Raw genomic sequence first — 20,711 nt, 5'->3', positions numbered from 1 at the left:
CCGGTTCAGCTGCCGACGTAGGCCGCCAGGTGTTCGCCGGTGAGGGTTGACCGGGCCGCCACCAGGTCCGCGGGCGTGCCCTCGAAAACAATGCTTCCGCCGTCGTGGCCGGCGCCGGGGCCGATGTCAATGATCCAGTCGGCGTGGGCCATGACCGCCTGGTGGTGTTCGATCACGATGACCGACTTGCCGGCATCAATCAGCCGGTCAAGCAGCCCCAGGAGCTTTTCGACGTCGGCCAGGTGCAGTCCGGTGGTTGGCTCGTCAAGCACGTAGACCCCGCCCTTCTCCCCCAGATGCGTGGCCAGCTTGATGCGCTGGCGCTCACCGCCGGAGAGTGTGGTCAGCGGCTGGCCCAGCGTCAGGTAACCAAGCCCGACGTCGGACAGGCGGGTGAGGATCCTGTGTGCGGCAGGGAGCGTGGCGTCCCCGGAGCTGAAGAACTCCTGGGCCTGGTCCACCGACATGGTGAGGACATCGCTGATGTTCCGTCCGCCCAGGTGGTACTCCAGGACCGCCGCCTGGAATCGCCTGCCCTCACACTCCTCGCACAGGGTGGCCACGCCGGCCATCATGCCCAGATCGGTGTAGATGACCCCTGCACCGTTGCATGTGGGGCACGCGCCCTCGGAGTTGGCGCTGAACAGGGCGGGCTTGACGCCGTTGGCCTTGGCGAATGCCTTGCGGATCGGTTCCAGCAGCCCGGTGTAGGTGGCCGGGTTGCTGCGGCGGGATCCGCGGATGGCGCCCTGGTCAACCGTCACCACGCCCTCGCGCCCGGATACGGATCCGCGGATGAGCGAGCTCTTGCCCGAGCCGGCCACACCGGTGATGACGGTCAACATGCCAAGGGGGATGTCGACGTCGACCATTTTCAGGTTGTTGGTGTCGGCGCCCCGCACCTCCAGCGCGCCTGTGGCGTTGCGGAAGGACTCCTTCACGGAAACCCTGTCATCGAGGTGCCGGCCCGTAAGGGTGCCGCTGGCGCGCAGGCCCTCAATGGTACCCTCGTACACCACTTCGCCGCCCTGGGTTCCCGCGAGCGGACCAAGGTCAATGACATGGTCGGCAATGGCGATGGCTTCAGGCTTGTGCTCAACCACCAGGATGGTGTTGCCCTTGTCCCGCAGCTGCAGCAGGAGCTTGTTCATGCGCGCAATGTCGTGCGGGTGCAGCCCAATGGTCGGCTCGTCGAAGACGTAGGTGATGTCCGTCAGCGAGGAGCCGAGGTGGCGGATCATCTTGGTCCGCTGCGCCTCGCCGCCGGACAGCGTCCCGGCCGGACGGTCCAGGCTGAGGTAGCCGAGCCCGATCTCCACGAAGGAGTCCAGCGAGTCGCCCAGCGCCCCCAACAGCGGGGCCACCGACGGCTCCTGCAAGGAACGCACCCAGGCGGCGAGGTCGCTGATCTGCAGGGCGCAGGCATCGGCGATGCTGACACCGTTGATCTTCGACGACCGGGCGTGCTCGGCCAGCCGCGTCCCCTCGCACTCCGGGCAGGTGGTGAAGACGACGGCGCGCTCCACAAAGGCGCGGATGTGGGGTTGCAGGGAGTCAACATCCTTGGCCAGCATGGACTTTTGCATCTTGACGATGACCCCCTCATAGGTGAGGTTGATGCCCTCAACCTTGATCTTGGTGGGCTCCCTGTAGAGGAGGTCGTTGAGTTCCTTCTTGGTGAACCCGCCAACCTTCTTGTCCATGTCAAAGTAGCCCGAGCCGGCGAAGATGCGGCCGTACCAGCCGTCCATGCTGTAGCCGGGGACCATGAGGGCCCCCTCGGAAAGGGACTTCCCGGCGTCGAACAGCGCCTCGAGGTTGAAGTCGTTGACCCTGCCCATGCCCTCGCAGCGCGGGCACATGCCGCCGGTGATGGAAAAACTGCGGCGTTCCTTGACCTTCTCGCCGCCGCGTTCAATGGTGACGGCACCGGCGCCCGAGATCGAGGCGACATTGAACGAATAGGCCTGGGGCGAGCCGATGTGCGGCCGGGCGAGCCTGCTGAAGACGATGCGAAGCATGGCGTTCGCGTCGGTGACGGTGCCGACAGTGGAGCGGGGGTTGGCGCCCATGCGCTCCTGGTCCACCAGGATGGCGGTGGTCAGGCCCTCCAGGACGTCAACGTCGGGACGTGCCAGCGTCGGCATGAAACCCTGCACAAAGGCACTGTAGGTCTCGTTGATCATGCGCTGCGACTCCGCGGCAATCGTGCCGAACACGAGGGAGCTCTTGCCCGAACCGGACACGCCGGTGAATACCGTCAGCCGGCGCTTGGGGATCTCGACGCTGATGTCCTTGAGGTTGTTCACGCGCGCGCCCTGTACGCGGATCAGATCGTGCCTGTCGGCAGCGTGCGACGCCGGCGCGGGCGTTTCGGTTCCAGTGTCCGTGGTCATGCTGGCTCGTTTCCCTGTGGCTGGTTGTTGCTGTCTACTTTATCGGTGCCCCAGGACGACGCCGGCGCTCAGCGGTCCTCGACGACGCCCAGTACATTGCCGTCGGGATCGGTGACGCTCGCCACCCAGCGGGTGCCGCCGACGTTGTGGGCCGGTTCCGTCACGGTGGCACCCGCGGCGGTCAGTTCGGCCAGCTTGGCCTCGATGTCCGCCACCTGCCAGTAGGCCACCGGCGCGGCCATGGCCTGCGGACCGCCATTGGGCACCAGTCCGATGTGCTGCCCTGCGGCATCGAAGCCGACGTAGTACGGCGAGTCCGCCTGCGGCTCCATGCCGAGCAAGGCAGCGTACACCCGCTTGGCCGCCGCCAGGTCGCTGACCGGATGCAGCACGATCTTAATTCCTTCAGTGTTCGATTCCTGCCTGGGTGAACCGGTCATGACGACTCCTTCAATGGTGGGCCATGGCGGCCCGGTGTGTGCTGTCGAATTCAACTCTAGGTGCCCGGCGCGGGTGGCGCTTCTTGAATCCTGCCCACATGCCGCCGCCGGTTTCGCCAGCAATTTTTCCACCGGGGAAAGACGGCGACGTTCCGGGACATTGCGGTCTGCTCCTCTATCGAAGGTCCGCCGGGGCGGGCCGCACGGCACGCATGAGCAGCCCGACGCCGCCGGTGAAGCCGGTGGTGTGGCACCTTGGTGCCCGTGCCGCCTCCGCAAAGCCCCATTGCCGGTGGAGCTCGATCGAGGACAGGTTGGAGGCATTGACCACATAGAATGCTTCGCCCGCGCGCGCCCAGATCCAGTCCAGGCGCGTTTGGGTCAAGGCCGTGGCCAGCCCACGCCGTCGAAGTTCCGGCCGGATAACAATGCCGCCCAAATAATGGCCGACCGGAGCCGCTCCGTCCGGCTTATCCCAATAGTGGGTCTTGCCCCAGCCCATGACGACTTCGCCTGCCGTGGCGACGAGGACCAGGCGGTGAGGGTCGCGTACCGCCAGATGCAATGCGGCAACGCTCCCTGGCGGGCGCCCGGAAGCCCTGTTGACGGCAGCGTCCCGGCGATGTCGCCGTCCGTCGCCCGCCGGATAAGGGTGCGTCCATTCGGAAGCAGGTGCCGGCCCCCGTTGGGCGGCCCATTCCGTCCGTCAGCGTTGCCTGGCGTCTGCAGCGGGCCCACCTCCCCTGGTTTTGGCGATTGCAACACCGGGTTGGCACCGCCCTGTCGTTTTGGAACACTTGAACCCGAATGGGACATGAGTTTGCCAATTCCATTTAATTCATTGCAGACGGTCCGGTGGGCGCGTATAACGTTCCTGTAACATTACTCTGATAATGGGGTGGCGGTCATGGCAATTCGACTGCATTTGCGTGCGTTTTGGTGTTTCATTTCTGTCCTGCTCCTCACGGTGGCGATGGCCATGGTGTGGGGCCCCGGGGCAACCGCCCGGGGTGGATCCGTTCCCCTTGCGCCGCCGCCCGGCACTCTCGCAGTATCCCTGCATGCCAGCCTGCCACTGCACATCACCGGGCCAAAAGTTGCACCGAGCGACGCACAGTGCAGGGCGCAGATTGGTGTCCCCTGCTACAGCCCGCAGGAGATCAGGCAGGCCTACGGGCTCACGCCGCTCCTCAACAAGGGCTACACCGGGGCGGGGCAGACAATTGTCATCATTGACTCTTATGGAAGCCCGACGCTGGAGGCGGACCTGGCGGTGTTCGACGCCGACTTCGGACTGCCCGCCCCGCCCAGCCTTAAGGTGCTCGCCCCCCTCGGGACGGTGCCGTTCGATCCGTCCAACAACGACATGCTTGGCTGGGCGGAGGAGACTTCCCTGGATGTCCAGTGGGCACATGCCATGGCGCCGGGCGCCGGCATCGTGGTGATGACCAGTCCGGTGTCGGAAACGGAGGGCGTGCAGGGCCTGCCCGAATTCCTGCAGCTTGAGCAATATGCCGTCAACCACCACCTGGGCAAGATCGTTTCGCAAAGCTGGGCAGCCACGGAAGAGACACTCCTGACGACGTCGGGCCGGGCTGTGATGGCGCAGTTCAATGCGTTCTACCGCCAGTCCACGCTGCGCGGCGTCACGTTCCTGGGCTCCACGGGAGATTCCGGGACCGCCAACGTCGCGGTGGACGGCTCCACATATCCGTACCCGACAGTCAATTTCCCCGCCATCTCACCGTGGGTCACTGCCGTGGGCGGAACCAGCCTGTATGCAAGCACCACCGGTGCCTACCAGAGCGAAACGGTGTGGAATGACGGCATCGGTTCGGCCACCGGCGGCGGCGTCAGCAAGGCAACGGCCGAACCGTTTTACCAGCGGCTGCTGCCGAGGCAGGACCAGCGGATCCTGGCCGGACAGCGTGCCGTCCCGGACATTTCCTTTAATGCGGATCCCAATACGGGTGTGCTTGTCCACCTTGGTTTCCTGGGTGCCGGCAACAACGGCTACTACATCTTTGGCGGCACCAGCGAAGGCTCGCCTGCCTGGGCCGGAGTGGTTGCGGACCTGAACCAGCGCGCGGGATTCGCGTTGGGCTTCCTCAATCCAACCCTGTACGCGCTGGGCGCCGCGAAGCTGATATACCCGGCCGTGCTCCACGATGTGACGGTCGGCAACAACGCCCAGCCGCCCATCGCCGGGTTTAGCGCCGGTGCCGGATGGGACGCGGCCACGGGCTGGGGAACACCCAAGCTGAGCGGTTTCGCCGATTCGTTCATCCGCCAGGCCGCCCGCAGCGCAAGCTCGGGCTTGAACGGCAGGTAGGCGGGGCATCGCGCCACGGGATCGGCTGCCGGGCCAAGTACCGCTCCCAGGCCAGCCGCGCGGGAACCTCACACCAGACTTCAACCATTGCCGGGGTTCCCGCCGCAATGAGACCCTGCTTCACATAGTCCAAGTCACGCGGACCGAACCACCACGATTCCACGATGGCGCGCCCGGGGACCAGTCCCGCCAGCCGCCACATCGTGTCGGAGGCGAGGGCACCCAACGCCGTGCGTCCCACGGTGCCGACGGTGATGTCGGCCAGCGGTTCCTTGATGGCATCCTTTGAAATGACCGGAATGTCCAGGTGGCTCCCCAAGGCCCGCGCCAAGGTTGACTTGCCCGAGGCCGGCAGGCCGTTGACCAGGATCAGCTGCGCTGCCATTATCCTGCCTCCGCCGAGAGCCGGAAATCAGTCGAATCGTACAAAGGCCCGCACCGCTCCCCCGTGAAAATCAACCGTTTCCTGGTATCCAAGCCACTGGTAGAACGCTCTCTGACCAGGCTCGCCGTCGGTCAGCAGCACCTTTTGACGCACCTTCGCATACGGGGCCAGCACCCGGACCACCAATTCGCGGCCAACCCCCAGGCGTTGAAAGCCGGGGTGCACGAGGACGTCCTGCAGGTAGCAGATGGTGGCGCCGTCGGAGATGACGCGGGCCAGGCCCACCAGCAGACCGCCTGACCTGGCGGCCACAACCGTGGAGGAACCGCGCACCGCCGCAGCCAGGGCCTCCGGTTCCTTTGTATAAGTGGTCCAGCCGACGGCATCGAACAACTCCAGCAGCTCCGGGAGGGTTGGGCGGGCCGCAGCCTCGTAGTCAATCGCTGCCGCGGGTCCCGTCATTCCGCCTCCGTCGACACGGCTGCCAGGAACCGGGCGTCGCGCTCGTACATGTCGGCGTCGCCGTTCAGTTCCGGCTTGCCGAGCTCAACCGCCTTCACCCTGGACATGTCCGCCAGGTCCCACAACCTGATGACGGCCACCCGCACCACGTCTTCCCATGTCTCCTCGGAGCCGTAGGCAGCCAAAATGACTTGGACGCGCCTGCGCGCGTGGTTCATCCCTGGAGCGTTCGACGGCGGATCCTGCGTCAGGGGGACGGCGCGGGTTGCGAAGTAGGCGAGGTCCCAGAGCCGGGGGCCCGGCGAGCACATGTCAAAGTCAATGGCACCAGTCAGCTGGCCCGCTGCAAAGGCCAGGTTGTGCGGGGCAAAGTCGTTGTGGCAGATAACTTCCGCCGGGACCTTGGCCGGGGACTGCCATACAGCGCCGTCCATGCCGAACCCGATGCTGGCGTCGTGCAGCTGGCGAAGCCTGCGGGCGCCGTCGACCAGCACGCTTTCCTCCCAAACCCATGTGGGCAGCGGGTACAGCGGCACCTCTCCCCCAACAAATGTCAGCCGCTCCCGCCCGCATTCAACTCCCAGCGGCTGCGGGATCCAGTCCACGCCCGCGCGGGCCAGGTACCGCAGATAGCGGTGGACCGTTGGCGTCCACGGCCCGGCATGGCGGGTGACGGTGCAGCCGTCGCGCTCCACGGCGTTCATGTTCCCGCCGCGCAATGGTTCAGTCATGGTGCCCTTCGGTTCAACTTGGGGAAGGTGCGCGTCCGCGATGAATCCCCTCAGGAAAGTCCCGTATTCGGCGTGGCTGGGGTCCAGTTTCAGGACTTTGTCCGTGTCGACCCAGCGGAGGCCGGAGTGTTCGTTGGGTGCTGCGTTCCGGAAAACGTGGCGACGAAGCCGGCCGAAGGCACATCAAGATGCCGCATGGTCCGGTGGTGCTGCCGACCACGATCTTCTCCGCGGCATCAACCACCCGGGCTAGGAATTCAGCCCAGGTTTCTTGGCCACAAACAGTTCGCAGGTGGCGTTGTAGTACTTCTTGGACAGGCCCTTTCCCTTCATGCCGAGGCGGCGGCACACGCTCTGGGAGGCCTCATTGGCGGGGTTGGTCACCGCCACCACGCGCTCCAGCCCGTGGGCGAAGGCATGCTCCAGCACTGCCTGCGCCGCCTCGGACGCAAAACCGCTCCCCCAGTGGTCGGGATGGAGATGCCAGCCAATCTCGACGTCGTTGGAGGGCTGGAGCGGTTCCTCACCGGAGGCGGGAATGGGTTTCAGGAGCAGGGCGCCCACAGGATCCCCGTCATCCTTGCGGGTCACGGCCCAGATGCCGTGCACCTCATGGTCGACGGCCTGGAAACGGGCCACGCGCTCCACCGCTTCCGAGCGGCTTTCCATGACGCGGGGCTCGTTGCCGATGAAGCGCTGCACCACCCATCGGGAGTACAGGTCAAACACAAAGTCAACGTCCGAGTCTTGCCATGGCCGCAGTATGAGTCGTTCCGTCGTTATGGTCTCCATTTACCCATTCTGCATGGTTTGCCTCGGCATCGGCCTGTGCGGCGGCTACCGTTTGCGTAACAAAGTTCACTGCAGCGGGCGTGTCCACCGCCAATTTGGCTAGAACCCCGGTCCCGGCGCCGTACCCCAGTAGGGCCAGCAAAAGGTGTCCGGTGCCCACATGCTTGTGGCCCAGCCGCAAGGCCTCGCGAAAGGCCAGCTGCAGGACCTTCCCGGCGCCGCCGTCGTACGGCAGGAGCTCGGGAACGGAATCCACGCGCGCGGGGAGCTCTTTGGCCGCAGCATCGCGCACGGCTTGGAGCGGGATGCCCTGCTCCAGAAGCGCCTTACTCCGACGGACTCCGGCTCCGCCAAGAGCCCCGGCACCAGGTGTTCGGCTTGGATATCGGCACTGCCGGCAGCATGGGCCTCATTCTGGGCGGCCACCACCGCATTGCGCGCCTCCGGCGTAAAGCGGCTGAAGCCCTGGCTGGCGTCGAGGTCCGACCAGGACTCCCCCGGCCGGAGCCGGGATGGACGGCGGCGGCCCGGCGCGGCCGTCCATCCGTCCCGAGCACAGGCAGGCTCAGGCGTCCAGCAGCTGCCGCAACACGTACTGCAGGATGCCGCCGTGAACGTAGTAGGCCTCCTCGGCGGGGGTGTCGATGCGCAGGGTGGTCACGACGTCGCGGGAGCCGCCCTCGGCCTCGATGCGTACAGTGATCTCGCGGGGCAGCGGGCTGGCACCGGCGAGTCCCACAATGGAATACGTCTCCATGCCGGTCAGGCCCAGCGACTCCGCAGTGTCCCCGTCCTTGAACTGCAACGGAAGCACGCCCATGCCGATCAGGTTGGACCGGTGGATGCGCTCAAACGACGCCGCGATCACCGCCTTCACACCCAGCAGCATGGTGCCCTTGGCCGCCCAGTCACGGGAGGAGCCCGAGCCGTAGTCGGTGCCGGCGATGACCACCAGCGGCGTGCCCTCTGCCTGGTAGGCGTTGGAGGCGTCGAAGATGGTCTCCACGTCCCCGTCCGCCGAGCGCTTCGTGAAGCCGCCCTCCACGCCCGGCACCAGGAGGTTGCGCAGGCGGATGTTCGCGAAGGTGCCGCGGATCATGACATTGTGGTTGCCGCGCCGGGAGCCGTAGGAGTTGAAGTCGGCCTGGGCCACGCCCTGCTCGAGGAGGTACTGCCCGGCTGGGGAGGACTTCTTGATGTTGCCGGCCGGGGAGATGTGGTCCGTCGTGACCGAGTCGCCCAGCAGGGCCAGCACGCGGGCCCCCACAATGTCGGCCACGGGAGCGGGCTCCCGCTCCATGCCGTCGAAGTACGGTGGCTTGCGCACGTAGCTGGATTCCTCGTTCCAGGCGAACATGTCCCCCTCCGGGACGTGCATGCCACGCCAGTTGTCGTCTCCGTGGTAAACGTCCGCATAGCCGTCGGTGAACATTTGGGCTTCCAGGCTGGAGTCGACCACGGACTTGATCTCCGCCGTCGTCGGCCAGATGTCCTTGAGGTACACGGGGCTCCCGTCGGTGCCCTCGCCCAGGGGGTCGTTGAGGAGATCCACGTGCATGCTGCCTGCGAGCGCGTAGGCGATGACCAGCGGCGGGGAGGCGAGGAAGTTCATCTTCACCTCGGGGTGGATGCGGCCCTCAAAGTTGCGGTTGCCGGAGAGCACGGCGGCGACGGAGAGATCGTTGCCGTTCACAGCCTGGCTGACAGCCGGGATCAACGGCCCGGAGTTGCCGATGCATGTGGTGCAGCCATAGCCCACCAGGTCAAAGCCAAGCTTCTCCAGGTACGGCGTCAGGCCCGCCCGGTCAAAGTAGTCCGTGACCACGCGGGAACCCGGTGCCAGGGTGGTCTTGACCCAGGGCTTGCTGGAGAGCCCAAGTTCCACCGCCTTTTTCGCCAGAAGCCCGGCACCGATCATGACCGACGGGTTGGAGGTGTTCGTGCAGGAGGTGATGGCGGCGATGACCACATCGCCGTGGTCCAACGTCAGCTTCTGTCCGTCCAGGACAAGTTCTGCCGGGTCACTGGGCCACTCGAGCTCGACGCCGTCGTCCTCATACACGCGCGGCGGCGCGTCCCGCGCAATGCGGGAGCTGATGGCCACGGGGTCGCTGGCCGGGAACGATTCGTCCCCGGCGTCGTCCAGCCCGCCGGCCAGCACGGCTTCCTCCTGGGACTCCCCGGCCAGCAGCCCGCGCACGGCACGAGCGGCGCTGCGCAGTGGGATCCTGTCCTGGGGCCGCTTGGGCCCGGCGATGGAGGTTTCGACCGTGGAGAGGTCCAGCTCCACCACCTGGCTGAAGTCCGGCGTGTGGCTGGGATCGTGCCACATGCCCTGCTCCTTCGCATACGCCTCCACGAGCTTGATCTGGTGCTCGCTGCGGCCGGTCAGGCGCATGTAGTCCAGCGTTTCCTGGTCTATGGGGAAGATGGCGCAGGTGGAGCCGTACTCCGGGCTCATGTTGCCCAGCGTGGCCCGGTTCGCGAGCGGCACATTGGCCACGCCGGGACCGAAGAACTCAACGAACTTGCCCACCACGCGGGTCTTGCGCAACAGTTCGGCCACGGTGAGCACCAGGTCTGTGGCGGTGGTGCCCTCGAGCAGTTCGCCGGTCAGCTTGAAGCCCACCACCTGCGGGACCAGCATGCTCATGGGCTGGCCCAGCATGGCGGCCTCCGCCTCGATGCCGCCCACACCCCAGCCCAGCACGCCCAGGCCGTTGACCATGGGGGTGTGCGAGTCAGTGCCCACGAGGGTGTCCGGATAGGCCTGCCTGACGCCGTCGTGGTCCCTGGTGAACACGACACGGGACAAGTATTCGAGATTGACCTGGTGGCAGATCCCGGTGTCCGGGGGGACCACCAGAAAGTCGTTGAACGACTGCTGTGCCCAGCGCAGCAGCTGGTAGCGCTCCTGGTTGCGCTTGAATTCATACTCGGAGTTGATGGAGAACGCGTTGGGCACGTTGAAAACGTCCGCGATCACCGAGTGGTCAATGACGAGTTCCCCGGGGATCAGCGGGTTGATCTTCCTTGGATCCCCGCCCAGGTCGGACATCGCGTCCCGCATGGCCACCAGGTCGACCACACAGGGGACGCCGGTGAAGTCCTGCATCAGGACCCGGGCCGGGGTGTACTGGATTTCCGCGTTAGCTTCCGCCGCAGGGTCCCAATTCCCGACGGCGCTGACTTGTTCGGCCGTGACGAGCCGGCCGTCCTCATTCCGGAGCAGGTTCTCCAGCAGGACCTTCAGGCTGTACGGCAGCCTGGCCGAGCCGGACACCTTGTCCAGCCGGTATATTTCGTAGTCCTGGTCATCAACCGTGAGCCCACTGCGTGCGTCGAAACTGTTGGAAGACATGTCGATCCTTTGCTCATTAACCCTTTTAGGCCCACCATAGCCATAAGCGCACCGATAGCAAGGGCGTGCAGGATGGCCTTGGGTGGGGCCGTTTTTGACACAATGGTTGCCACCGCCCGCCGCACCTGAGGAGCCTGCCATGAAGTTCGTTCTTGAAGTTGTCCTGGACGCCGTTAAAGAGGCGCCCGCCGAGGAGCTGGGACGGATCCTGCACTATTGGGCGGGAAACGTCGGCCACCACCCGCTGGAACCCGGCTCGGGTGAAGCCATCATGGACAGCGCCTACACCGCCGTTGGCTCGTGGCGGATCGAGGACGGCCAATGAGTGCCCGATTCCACGGAGCCACCGGGGGCAGGCTGTTGTACACGGACGCCTACGTCCGGAAGGCCGTGGCCGCCGTTTTGGAGGCCGATACCCTGCCCGCCATTGTCCAGGCGGGCCACCCGGTGCTGCGCGCCCAGGCCGTGGCCTTCACCGGCCAGCTGCCGGCGGCGCAGCTGGCCAGGCTCATCGAGGTCATGCGGGACACCATGCACGCCGCCCCCGGGGTCGGGCTGGCCGCCCCGCAAATAGGCATCCCCCTGCAGCTGGCCGTCCTCGAGGACCTTTATGACGTCCCGGAGGAGAACGCCGAAGCCCGCGACCGCCGGCCGTTGGACTTCTTCGCCATCCTCAACCCGCACTACACCGCGGTGGGAGCTGAAACGGCGTCGCACTATGAAGGCTGCCTCTCCATGTCCGGCTGGCAGGCCGTGGTGGACCGCGCCGCCACCATTGACCTGGCCTACGACGATGAAAACGGCGCCGCGGCAATGCTGCGACTCGCGGGGTGGCAGGCACGGATTGTCCAGCATGAGACAGACCACCTCGCCGGCACCATGTACCTGGACAAGGCCCACACTCGGTCCCTGGCCTCCAACGCCGAGTACGCTGCCAACTGGTCCCTGCCCGACATTGCCGAAGCCCGCGAGACCCTGCACTTTTGAGCCTGCACGTCCGGGCCGGCCCGCCCGCCTAGGATGAATTCATGGACAACCGTGCGCTCGACGCCCTCATCTGCCCTGTCTGCGGACTGGAATTCATGGAGGTCCTGCCCGGGGAGATGTCACTGGTGTGCATCGACGGGCACACCTTCGACATCGCACGCCAGGGGTACGTCAACCTGCTGACCGGGCATGGCACCAAATTCACCCAGGACACCGCAGCCATGGTGGCCGCGCGCGACGAGTTCCTCGACGCCGGCCACTACCGGGCACTGGCCGACGCGCTCGCAGGCACGGTGGAGCACATACTGGCGGCCGCCCGCAGCGGGGCGGCCAGCCCCGCACACCGACCGCTCATCCTCGATGCCGGCACCGGAACGGGCTGGTACCTGCAGCAGCTGCTGGCACGCCGTGGGGATGGCGGGCTGCTGGAGACCGTCGCAGGCGCGGATGCTGACGCGGACGCCAACGCGGGTGCGGGTGCCGAACCGGCCGTCGACGCCATCGGGCTGGACATTTCCAAGTTCGCACTGCGCCGGGCGGCCCGCCGCAACCCCCTCGCCGCAAGCCTGGTCTGGGACCTGTGGCAGCCGCTGCCCATGGAAGCCCACCGGGCCGACGTCGTCCTGGTGGTTTTCGCACCGCGCAACGCCGCGGAGTTTGCGCGGGTGCTCACGCCGGCAGGGCGGCTGGTGGTGGTGACGCCGCGGCCCGGGCACCTGGCGGAGATCGCCCGGCAGGCCGGCATGCTCGGCATCCACCCGGAAAAGGACGCGGCCCTGGCGGCATCCCTGGCATCCCACTTTGAGCTCGAAAGCAGCCAGCCGGTGACGGCCGCCCTGCGCCTGACCGTGGCGGACATCGCCAACGTGGCGCTGATGGGGCCGGCCGGGCACCACCTGGATCCACGGGAGCTGGACCGCACCGTGGCAGGGCTGCCGAAATGGACGGATGTCACGGCCGAATTCACCATTTCAGTGTTCCGCCGGCTTCCCTGACGCCTGCCGCTTCGTCGTAGGTTCGCAACGTGGGGCTGTTTCCATGGTTCCATCCATGGTGCTGACGTGGTCGCAGGGTAGCCGCAGCGATTTCCGGCGTGGGATGACGTTTGGGCTGGTTTTAGCCGTTGGACCGGTAGTTGGGCGTTGGAGCTGGTGTTAGCCGTTGGACCGGTAGTAACAACGGCCTTTTGGTTGCCAACACCAGCCCAAACGTATCTGCCGCTGCGTGCTCCCATTCAACTGAAGCCTGGCCGCACTGCCGGTCTGTATCCCGCCTCAATCATCGAGAAAGCAGCCGGGATCCGGGGAAACTACCCGCATGAACCGCGGCGAGGGCCTGCGTTTGCGAGGGCAAGTTGTGTGGGCCCACTGCCGCGAGGGACCCGCTGTGAACTCGCCAGCAGCAGGAGCGGACGGGGAATATCACAAACCTCAACGAAGGGGATGGTCGCCTTCACCGGAGCAGAGGGCGCCTTCGGCCGGCTGCACCGGCGCGGGAGTCCTGACGTCCACCAGGCGGGACTTGGCGGAGCTGCCGTGCAGGTCCACGTGGAGCCACTTCAGCGTTACCTGGGTTAGCGGCCCCACGCCAAGGGCAAACGCCGCCGTGCCGGCGCCCACCACGCCACCCATGAAGAACCCCACCACCACCACGGTTAGCTCAATGCCCGTGCGGATCACCCAAACCGGCCTGCCCGTGACTCGCACCAGGCCGGTCATCAGGCCATCGCGCGGACCGGGACCCAGGCCGGCGCCAATGTAGAGGGCGGTGGCGAAGGCCAGGATGAACAGGCCCGCTCCAAAGAGCAGGCACTGCAGGAAAAGGTGGTTGGCCTGCGGGATGAGCGCCAGCCCGAGGTCGGCGAAGACGCCGACCAGCACGGCGTTGGCGAAGGTGCCGAAGCCGGGCCTTTGCCTGATCGGTATCCAGAACAACAGCACGATCCCACTGATGATGATGGTGCACAGGCCAAAGGAGATCCCGGTGGTCCGTGAGGCGCCCTGGGCAAACACGTCCCACGGGGAGGCACCGATGTTGCCGCGGATCATCAACGAGATGGCGATCCCGTACAGAAAGAGGCCAACCACCAGGCGGGCCAGGCGGACGGGGAGGTTTGGGGTTGTGACGAGGCGGGGCATGGAACAAGTTTAGCCAAACTGGCCTTATGCACTAGGGCCAATTGCCCTAAGGTGGCTTTATGAACACTCTTGTCACCGGACGGCGCCTGGCGCGGGAACTGGGCGAATGGCGGTCCGCGGGGCCGGCCTACCGTGCACTGGCGGACAGGATACGGGTCCTGCTGATGGACGGACGACTTTCCAGCGGCGCGCGCCTTCCCGCCGAACGGGAACTCAGCACTGCCCTGGCGCTGAGCCGGACCACCGTGGCCGCCGCCTATTCCAAGCTGCGCGACGATGGATACCTCGCCAGCGTTCGCGGTTCCGGCAGCACGCTGGTCCTGCCCGGGCGCGAGCGCGGTGAACACACTCTGCACAACGGCCTTCCGCTGGACTTCACCAAGGCCACAGCACCCGCCTACCCTGGCATGGCTGCCGCCTACCTCGCCGCCGCGCAGGAGATGCCCGGCTACCTGACCCGCGACGGCTTTGACATGGTGGGCCTGCCGGACCTGCGTGAGGCGATCGCGCAAAGCTACCGGGACCGCGGCCTGCCAACATCCCCAGACCAGGTCATGGTGACGGTGGGTGCACAGCATGCGCTGAACCTGGTGACCCGCACCCTCTACTCCCCCGGCGAACGGATCCTGGTGGAACAACCCACCTATCCGCACGCGCTGGACACCTTTGCCTCCGTGGGTGCGCGCATCCTGGCGTTCCCGGTGCGGCAGGACGGTGGCTGGGACCTGCCGGAGGCACTGCTGCAGATCCGCCGCGCCGCGCCGAGCATGGCGTTCCTGATGCCCGACTTCCACAATCCCACCGGCATGAGCATGACCATCCCGGAACGTGAATACCTGGCCGCCGCCGCCGGACGGGAGGGCACCGTGCTGGTGGCCGACGAAACCACGGCACTGCTGGACATTGACCGCGGCGCGCTTCCGCCGCTGGCCTGCTTCTCCCCCAGCGTCATCACGCTGGGTTCCCTGGGCAAGATTGCCTGGGGCGGGCTGCGGATCGGCTGGGTCCGGGCGTCCCGGGAAGTCCTCGCCAGGCTCCTGCGCAACCGCCCGTCGTCGGACTTGGGGACGCCTTTGTTTGAGCAGCTCGTGGCCACCTCCCTGGTCCGTGACCTGCCACAGCTGGCAGCCAGCCGCAGCCTGGACCTGAGGATTGGGCGGGACACGCTCGTTGCCCTGCTGACGGAGCAGTTGCCGCAATGGGACGTCGTCGTGCCCGACGGCGGGCTGTCCCTGTGGATCAACACCGGCACTGTCTCCACCTCGGCCCTGGCGCTGGCCGCGCGCAATGAAGGTCTGGGACTGGTTCCGGGGCCGCGGTTTGGACTGGATGGGGCCTTTGAACGGTTCCTGCGCCTGCCGTTTGGCAACGGCGCCGGGCAATTGCGCGACGGCGTTGCCATACTGGGGCGGATCAGCCCCCAGGTTGGGCCCGATCCCTTGAAGATGCCACTGCAGGCGGTGATCTAATCGGGATATTCCCACACATACGTAGTAGGCTGGATTATACGTTAAGTCACAAAGGGGGACTCAATGCTCCAATGGATCAATGACTTCGGCTGGATCATCTGGCTGACAGTCTTCCTGCTGCTGGCCGTCGCTGAAATGCTGACGCTGAACCTATACTTCATCCTGATGTCCGTCGGCGCCCTTGCCGCACTGGTGGCATTCCTGTTCCACGCCGACCTGTGGCTGCAGATTGTCATCTTCTGCGTGGTTGCCCTGGCCACCACGGTGCTGATCAGACCCCTCGCACTGGCGCATCTGCGCCGCGGGCCGGCCGATTCGCTCTCCAATATTGAGCGCCTCATCGGGCACCAGGCCGTCGTCCTGGAAGCGGTCGGCGCGAATCGCGGACTCGTTAAGATCGGTGGGGATGTCTGGACCGCGCGGACTCGCGGCGGGGTTGACGTCCCGGCCGGCGCCTCGGTTGAGGTCTCCGCCATCGACGGCGCCACGGCCATTGTCAGCTTCCCCAATGTGCATAAAACCACCGGAACCGCCACAACAACCGCCTAGCACCCTCAGGCTGAGGCTGCCGGGCGAGACCTTTCCTGCGCCAAAAGGCGCACGGGATACGCGTTCTTCACATAGAAAAGAGGGGATTTCATGCCAGATGGAGCCGGAGCAGTAGTGTGGCTTTTCGTTGTTATTGTCCTGCTGATATTCGTAGTCATTGTCCTCGTTCGCTCGGTGCGGATCATCCCGCAGGCCCGGGCCGGGGTCGTGGAACGGCTGGGCAAGTACCAGCGCACGCTCAATCCGGGCCTGACGGTGCTGATTCCGTTCGTGGACCGGCTGCTGCCGCTGCTGGATCTTCGCGAGCAGGTTGTCTCCTTCCCGCCCCAGCCGGTCATCACCGAGGACAACCTGGTGGTGTCCATCGACACAGTGGTCTACTTTCAGGTCACCGACCCGCGGGCTGCCACCTACGAGATCGCAAACTATATCCAGGCCGTTGAACAGCTGACCACCACCACCTTGCGTAACGTGGTCGGCGGCCTGAACCTGGAAGAGGCGCTGACCTCCCGTGACCAGATCAACGGGCAGTTGCGCGGCGTGCTTGATGAGGCCACAGGCCGCTGGGGCATCCGCGTCAGCCGCGTTGAGCTCAAGGCCATTGACCCGCCCCTGTCCATCCAGGACTCCATGGAAAAGCAGATGCGCGCCGAACGAGACCGCCGCGCCGCGATCCTGACGGCCGAGGGCACCAAGCAGTCTGCCATTTTGACTGCTGAAGGTGAGCGCCAATCCTCCATCCTGAAGGCCGAAGGCGATGCCAAGGCCGCCATTCTCCGCGCCGACGGTGAGTCGCAGGCCATCCAGAAGGTCTTCGACGCCATCCACAAGGGCAACCCGACGCAGAAGCTGTTGGCCTACCAGTACCTGCAGACCCTGCCCAAGATTGCCTCCGGTTCCTCGAACAAGCTGTGGATCATTCCCAGCGAGGTGGGCGAGGCCCTGAAGGGAATCGGCAACGTCCTGGGGAACACCGCCGCAGACGGCGACAGCGACGACGCGTCCGACGTCGCGCGCGAGGCCCAGCCGTAAGCCTCCGGGTGAAACCGGCACCATCTGCATCAACCGCACGGCCAAGCACGTATAATGGGTGTTTGGCCGTGCGGCGTTTTCCCCGGCCACATTTTCATGCATTGGAGGGAACGGCGGAACATACGCGCCCGGCAATGCGTTGAACCAATGACGAACAAGGTTCCTGCAGGCCGCCCGTACGTGGGCAACGGGAACCGAGCCGGTTCGCCTTGTGAACCGGCAACAACATGAGGGAGAAGTCATGAGCGATCGCAGCTTGCGAGGCATGCGCCTGGGCGCACAGAGCATGGAGACCGAATCAGGGGTGGAGCCGGCACCCCGTCAGCGTGTGGAATACCGCTGCGCCGATGGCGAGCAGGTGTTCGTGACGTTCTCATCCGAGGCGGAAATCCCCCCGGTGTGGGTTTCCAAAACAGGCAAGGAGGCACTGCTCGTCAATGGCGAGGCACCCGACACCTCCAACGACAAGCCCGTGCGCACGCACTGGGACATGCTGCTGGAACGCCGGTCGCTGCCGGAGCTTGAGACCATCCTGGCCGACCGCCTAACCATCCTGCGCGAGAAGCGCGGCGAGAAGGTCTAGTCCCCGGAAATGCCCGAGCGCAAATGACGCCCCTGAGATGATTCTCAGGGGCGTCATTTATTCAGACTGGAATCTGTGTTGCAGTAGGTACATTAAAACCGCTTCGGAGAGCGCTATCCAATGCAATATCTGCAACACAGATGTTATTTGTTGCGGCCTGTCAGCTTGTTCCAGCGGGCGGCCAGGCCCCACTTGGTGACATTGACCATGGCCTCCTGGACGATGTTGCCGCTCATCTTGGAGGCCCCAAATTCGCGCTCCACAAAGGTAATCGGCACCTCCACCACTGTCAAGCCCTTCTGGCAGACCCGCCAGAGCATGTCCACCTGGAAGCCGTAGCCCACGGAGTCCACCGCGTCCAGGTCCAGGGCCTCCAGCGTGCTGCGGCGGAAGGCCCGGTATCCGCCGGTGATGTCCCGCACGGAGATGCCCAGCAGGATGCGGGAGTAGAGGCTGCCGCAGGTGGAGATCAGCTTGCGGTGCAATGGCCAATTGACCACCTTGCCGCCGGGGACCCAACGGGAACCGAGCACCAGGTCTGCGCCCTGCTCCACCGCCTCCAGCAGTAGAGGCAGCTGCTCGGGCTGGTGGGAGCCGTCGGCATCCATTTCCACCAGAACGTCGTAGCCGGCTTCCATGCCCCAGGCAAAGCCGGCCAGGTAAGCGGCGCCCAGCCCCTCCTTGCCCGCGCGGTGCAGCACGTGCACCTGGGGGTCGGCGGCGGCAAACCCGTCAGCGATGCGGCCGGTGCCGTCCGGGCTGTTGTCGTCGGCAATCAGTACGTCAACATACGGAACTGCCGAGCGCAGCCGCGTCAGAGTCTTGGGCAGGGACTCAAGCTCGTTGTAGGTGGGAATGATTGTCAGGACACGCAACAGGGGTGCCTTTCCGTAGGAAAGTGTATAAGGGCAGTGCAGGCAACGGCAGAGCAAGGGGTCGGCACCGACCATCGCCGCCACGTGACGAAGCATCCCATGGAATGCAGCCGGCGCGCGGAGCCAAGTCCCCATTATAGGTGACGGAACGTTGCCGGCCGCTCCCGGAACTGGGCCGGAGCGAGGCCGGAGCGGAATATGCCGGGGGCCAGCACGGGCAAAAAGGGCTGGAAGTAGAGATAAGCCCACGCGCCTTCGGGCCAAACGGGGCTGCGGCCAAGGACCAACCGTCCCGTTTGTTTTCTACTGGCGCGTGAACTTATCTCCCGAGCACCGGAACGGGGTAAGGCCGAATCCGGCTGGGATCCCCCATTGGGGTGGTCCGCTCTAATAGAAACTAATTCCCACCGCCCTGGCTGTCAACACGGCGCTGACCTGCGGTGATGGATATTGCTGCAGGTCAGGCCGTGGTGCCGGCGCAGCGAATGTTCTCCGCGTCCCGGCGTGTTGTGCCTTTGTTCGGCGTGGCGGATCCTAGGCGAAATCACCCGCCGCATAGAGCTCCCGCCCGCGGTGCACGGTTTGCAGGCAGCGGGGGCTGTGGTCCGTGTCCAGGGCGGGCAGCAGGGGCGTGCCGGCACGCGCGTCGGTGGACCAGGACTGCACGCGCTCATCGGCCACCTGAACCATGAGCTGGTCGATTTCCCAGAGGGCGAAGGTGGCCGGCGCACCCGGGGCGAGCTGCCCCAGCATCGGGTCGGACCCGCGGGCGGCCCGCCAGCCGGCGCGGGTGTGTCCTATGAACGCTGCCCTGGCGGATATGCGTTGTGCCGGCTGGTGATGGTTCAGCGCCGCTCGCACGCTGGCCCAGGGGTTGAGGGGGGTGACCGGCGCGTCGGAACCGAAGCAGATCGGCACCCCGGCCTCGTAGAATCCCGCCACGGGGTTGAGCGTTGCGGCCCTCTCCCCACCCAGGCGCCGGGCATACATGCCCTCTCCCCCGCCCCACAGGGCGTCAAAGACGGGCTGGACGGAAACTGTCACGGCGTGATGGGCCAATGCCGCCATGGCGGCGGCGTCCACCATTTCGGCATGTTCGAAGCGGTGCCCGGCGGCGCGGACCTTATCCAGCCCAACCCGTTCGGCCGCACGCGCCAGGCCTTCGGCGGCAATGGCCATGGCGCCGTCGCCAATGATGTGGAATCCCCCGGAAATGCCCAGTTCGGACGTGGCGGCCAGATGGTCGGCCACCTGCCCGGCGTCCAGGTAGGCCTGGCCGTGGTTGCCGGCTGCGCCAGCGGGAAGGTCGGCGTAGGGTCCGCGCAGGAACGCCGAACGCGAGCCCAGCGAGCCGTCAATGTTCAGGTCCCCGGCCAGTCCCAGCACGGGCGTGCCAAGCGACGCCAGCAGCTCGTGTGCCTCCTGAGCACTGGAAACGGCCTGTCCCCAATACGGCAGGACCTGCGGCAGGGCCGCCGGCGCATCGGCGGCCGTTAATGCGGCCAGCGCCGCCAGGTCCTCAGGGGAACCCACATGCGGGGCGGCCATCTCGGCCAGCGCCACATAGCCGTTGGCCGCGGCGTGGCGCAGGGCCCGTTCCTGCGCGCGCCGGCGGCTGCCAGCGTCAAGCCGGCGGGTGGCGTCCCGGGCCGCGGCATGGGCGGGCCCGGTCACCAGTCCGCTCCCGTCCCAGCCGCCCAGGTTCGCCAGCCCGCACCGTTGCGCCAGGGCGGAGGAGACAACGCCTGAGTGCACGTCCACGCGCGCCAGGTAGACTTCGCGGCCGCCGGTGGCTCGGTCGAGCTCAACCGCCGCCAGCGGGCGCTGCTCGGCCCAGGCGGAGTCGTCCCAGCCGTGCCCCAAGACCACGCCCGACCCGGCGGCTGCGGCTGCTGCAACCAGGTCCAGCGCCTGCGCCACGGAACGGGCGCCGGACAGGTCAACGGATTCCAGGGCCAGGCCTGTCTCCGTCACGTGGACGTGTGAGTCCACAAAGCCCGGCGTGATGAGCGCACCGTCGAGGTCCACCAGCCGCATGCGGGCGTCCAGCAGCGAGGCGGCCGCATGCTCGGAGCCCACCCACGCCACGGTGCCGCCGTCAACCAGCATGGCCGTGGCGAACGGGTCGGCGGCGCTGTAGACGGAGCCGTTGCGGTACATGGTCAATGACATGGTGGTG

The 20,711-nt window shown here is 66.2% G+C and carries 20 protein-coding genes and 1 pseudogene; 8 read left to right on the top strand and 13 right to left on the bottom strand.

All coding sequences use genetic code 11. The features are described 5' to 3' along the window. Positions 1-5: 5 nt before the first annotated feature. The 3 genes from CVV68_RS14965 to CVV68_RS24295 all read right to left on the bottom strand — a co-directional run bounded on the left by CVV68_RS14965 (position 6) and on the right by CVV68_RS24295 (position 3,401). Positions 6-2,396 carry an ATP-binding cassette domain-containing protein gene (locus tag CVV68_RS14965; protein WP_110501797.1) on the bottom strand — a complete coding sequence of 797 codons (2,391 nt, stop codon included), beginning with the start codon at positions 2,394-2,396 and terminating at the stop codon, positions 6-8. 68 nt (positions 2,397-2,464) lie between these two features. Beyond that, complete coding sequence (locus CVV68_RS14960; RefSeq protein WP_110501796.1) at positions 2,465-2,836, bottom strand: VOC family protein; 372 nt, start codon at positions 2,834-2,836, stop codon at positions 2,465-2,467. A 175-nt stretch (positions 2,837-3,011) separates the two neighbouring features. Beyond that, entirely contained in the window at positions 3,012-3,401 is a 390-nt protein-coding gene (locus CVV68_RS24295; RefSeq protein WP_245933558.1) for a GNAT family N-acetyltransferase, read from the bottom strand. 342 nt (positions 3,402-3,743) lie between these two features. Here CVV68_RS24295 and CVV68_RS14950 point away from each other — a divergent pair, with 342 nt between their 5' ends. Beyond that, positions 3,744-5,168: a S53 family peptidase gene (locus CVV68_RS14950; protein ID WP_146238913.1), complete on the top strand. Its 1,425-nt coding sequence runs from the start codon at positions 3,744-3,746 to the stop codon at positions 5,166-5,168. Here the strand turns inward: CVV68_RS14950 and CVV68_RS14945 are convergent. The 7 genes and pseudogenes from CVV68_RS14945 to CVV68_RS14920 all read right to left on the bottom strand — a co-directional run bounded on the left by CVV68_RS14945 (position 5,119) and on the right by CVV68_RS14920 (position 10,899). Then, positions 5,119-5,553: a P-loop nucleotide/nucleoside kinase family protein gene (locus tag CVV68_RS14945; protein ID WP_110501794.1), complete on the bottom strand. Its 435-nt coding sequence runs from the start codon at positions 5,551-5,553 to the stop codon at positions 5,119-5,121. The two genes, CVV68_RS14950 and CVV68_RS14945, sit on opposite strands and share 50 nt — an antisense overlap. A 27-nt stretch (positions 5,554-5,580) precedes the next feature. Beyond that, positions 5,581-6,015: a GNAT family N-acetyltransferase gene (locus CVV68_RS14940; RefSeq protein ID WP_110501793.1), complete on the bottom strand. Its 435-nt coding sequence runs from the start codon at positions 6,013-6,015 to the stop codon at positions 5,581-5,583. After that, positions 6,012-6,746 carry a phosphotransferase gene (locus CVV68_RS14935; protein ID WP_110501792.1) on the bottom strand — a complete coding sequence of 245 codons (735 nt, stop codon included), beginning with the start codon at positions 6,744-6,746 and terminating at the stop codon, positions 6,012-6,014. The genes CVV68_RS14940 and CVV68_RS14935 overlap by 4 nt, the downstream gene beginning before the upstream one ends. Before the next feature lie 249 nt (positions 6,747-6,995). Next, complete coding sequence (locus CVV68_RS14930; RefSeq protein WP_110501791.1) at positions 6,996-7,538, bottom strand: GNAT family N-acetyltransferase; 543 nt, start codon at positions 7,536-7,538, stop codon at positions 6,996-6,998. Further along, positions 7,480-7,857 (bottom strand): Clp protease N-terminal domain-containing protein, encoded by a 378-nt coding sequence (locus CVV68_RS23945; RefSeq protein WP_497707313.1) that lies wholly within the window; start codon positions 7,855-7,857, stop codon positions 7,480-7,482. Before CVV68_RS23945 ends, CVV68_RS14930 begins: the two co-directional genes overlap by 59 nt. A 23-nt stretch (positions 7,858-7,880) precedes the next feature. Further along, a pseudogene (locus CVV68_RS25145) lies at positions 7,881-7,982 on the bottom strand (hypothetical protein); the annotation flags it as partial. Between the two features lie 121 nt (positions 7,983-8,103). After that, positions 8,104-10,899, bottom strand: coding sequence for an aconitate hydratase (locus CVV68_RS14920; RefSeq protein ID WP_110501790.1), 2,796 nt, complete (start codon positions 10,897-10,899; stop codon positions 8,104-8,106). Between the two features lie 139 nt (positions 10,900-11,038). Here CVV68_RS14920 and CVV68_RS14915 point away from each other — a divergent pair, with 139 nt between their 5' ends. From CVV68_RS14915 to CVV68_RS14905, 3 genes are read left to right on the top strand one after another with little or no spacing between them, the layout of a single operon-like run. Continuing rightward, positions 11,039-11,224 (top strand): hypothetical protein, encoded by a 186-nt coding sequence (locus CVV68_RS14915; RefSeq protein WP_110501789.1) that lies wholly within the window; start codon positions 11,039-11,041, stop codon positions 11,222-11,224. Next, complete coding sequence (locus CVV68_RS14910) at positions 11,221-11,886, top strand: peptide deformylase (protein WP_110501788.1); 666 nt, start codon at positions 11,221-11,223, stop codon at positions 11,884-11,886. The genes CVV68_RS14915 and CVV68_RS14910 overlap by 4 nt, the downstream gene beginning before the upstream one ends. 41 nt (positions 11,887-11,927) lie before the next feature. Then, the gene (locus CVV68_RS14905; RefSeq protein WP_110501787.1) at positions 11,928-12,881 is read left to right on the top strand and encodes a putative RNA methyltransferase; all 954 of its coding nucleotides are present in this window, start codon (positions 11,928-11,930) and stop codon (positions 12,879-12,881) included. Positions 12,882-13,316: 435 nt separating this feature from the next. On the opposite strand, the gene yczE is transcribed toward CVV68_RS14905, so the two are convergent. Further along, positions 13,317-14,024: a membrane protein YczE gene (gene yczE, locus CVV68_RS23540; RefSeq protein WP_170133189.1), complete on the bottom strand. Its 708-nt coding sequence runs from the start codon at positions 14,022-14,024 to the stop codon at positions 13,317-13,319. 59 nt (positions 14,025-14,083) lie between these two features. On the opposite strand from yczE, the gene yczR reads away from it, so the two are divergent. The 4 genes from yczR (at position 14,084) to CVV68_RS14875 (ending at position 17,657) form a co-directional block, all read left to right on the top strand. Beyond that, a complete protein-coding gene (gene yczR, locus CVV68_RS14890) occupies positions 14,084-15,493 on the top strand; it encodes a MocR-like transcription factor YczR (RefSeq protein WP_110501784.1) in 1,410 nt (469 codons plus the stop codon). A gap of 63 nt (positions 15,494-15,556) precedes the next feature. Further along, positions 15,557-16,042 (top strand): NfeD family protein, encoded by a 486-nt coding sequence (locus CVV68_RS14885; RefSeq protein ID WP_110501783.1) that lies wholly within the window; start codon positions 15,557-15,559, stop codon positions 16,040-16,042. Positions 16,043-16,132: 90 nt separating this feature from the next. Further along, positions 16,133-17,074, top strand: a complete 942-nt coding sequence (locus tag CVV68_RS14880; protein WP_110501782.1) for an SPFH domain-containing protein — start codon at positions 16,133-16,135, stop codon at positions 17,072-17,074. 241 nt (positions 17,075-17,315) lie between these two features. Then, the gene (locus CVV68_RS14875; RefSeq protein ID WP_110501781.1) at positions 17,316-17,657 is read left to right on the top strand and encodes an RNA polymerase-binding protein RbpA; all 342 of its coding nucleotides are present in this window, start codon (positions 17,316-17,318) and stop codon (positions 17,655-17,657) included. A 143-nt stretch (positions 17,658-17,800) separates the two neighbouring features. On the opposite strand, the gene CVV68_RS14870 is transcribed toward CVV68_RS14875, so the two are convergent. Then, positions 17,801-18,532 (bottom strand): polyprenol monophosphomannose synthase, encoded by a 732-nt coding sequence (locus tag CVV68_RS14870; protein WP_110501780.1) that lies wholly within the window; start codon positions 18,530-18,532, stop codon positions 17,801-17,803. A 534-nt stretch (positions 18,533-19,066) separates the two neighbouring features. Further along, a complete protein-coding gene (locus CVV68_RS14865; RefSeq protein WP_110501779.1) occupies positions 19,067-20,704 on the bottom strand; it encodes an amidohydrolase in 1,638 nt (545 codons plus the stop codon). Positions 20,705-20,711: the final 7 nt, after the last annotated feature.

It is taken from the genome of Arthrobacter livingstonensis, from assembly GCF_003219815.1.
GTDB lineage: Bacteria > Actinomycetota > Actinomycetes > Actinomycetales > Micrococcaceae > Specibacter > Specibacter livingstonensis.
Note: the sequence above shows the minus strand (reverse complement) of the source record. Positions and strands in the feature narration are given on the sequence as shown.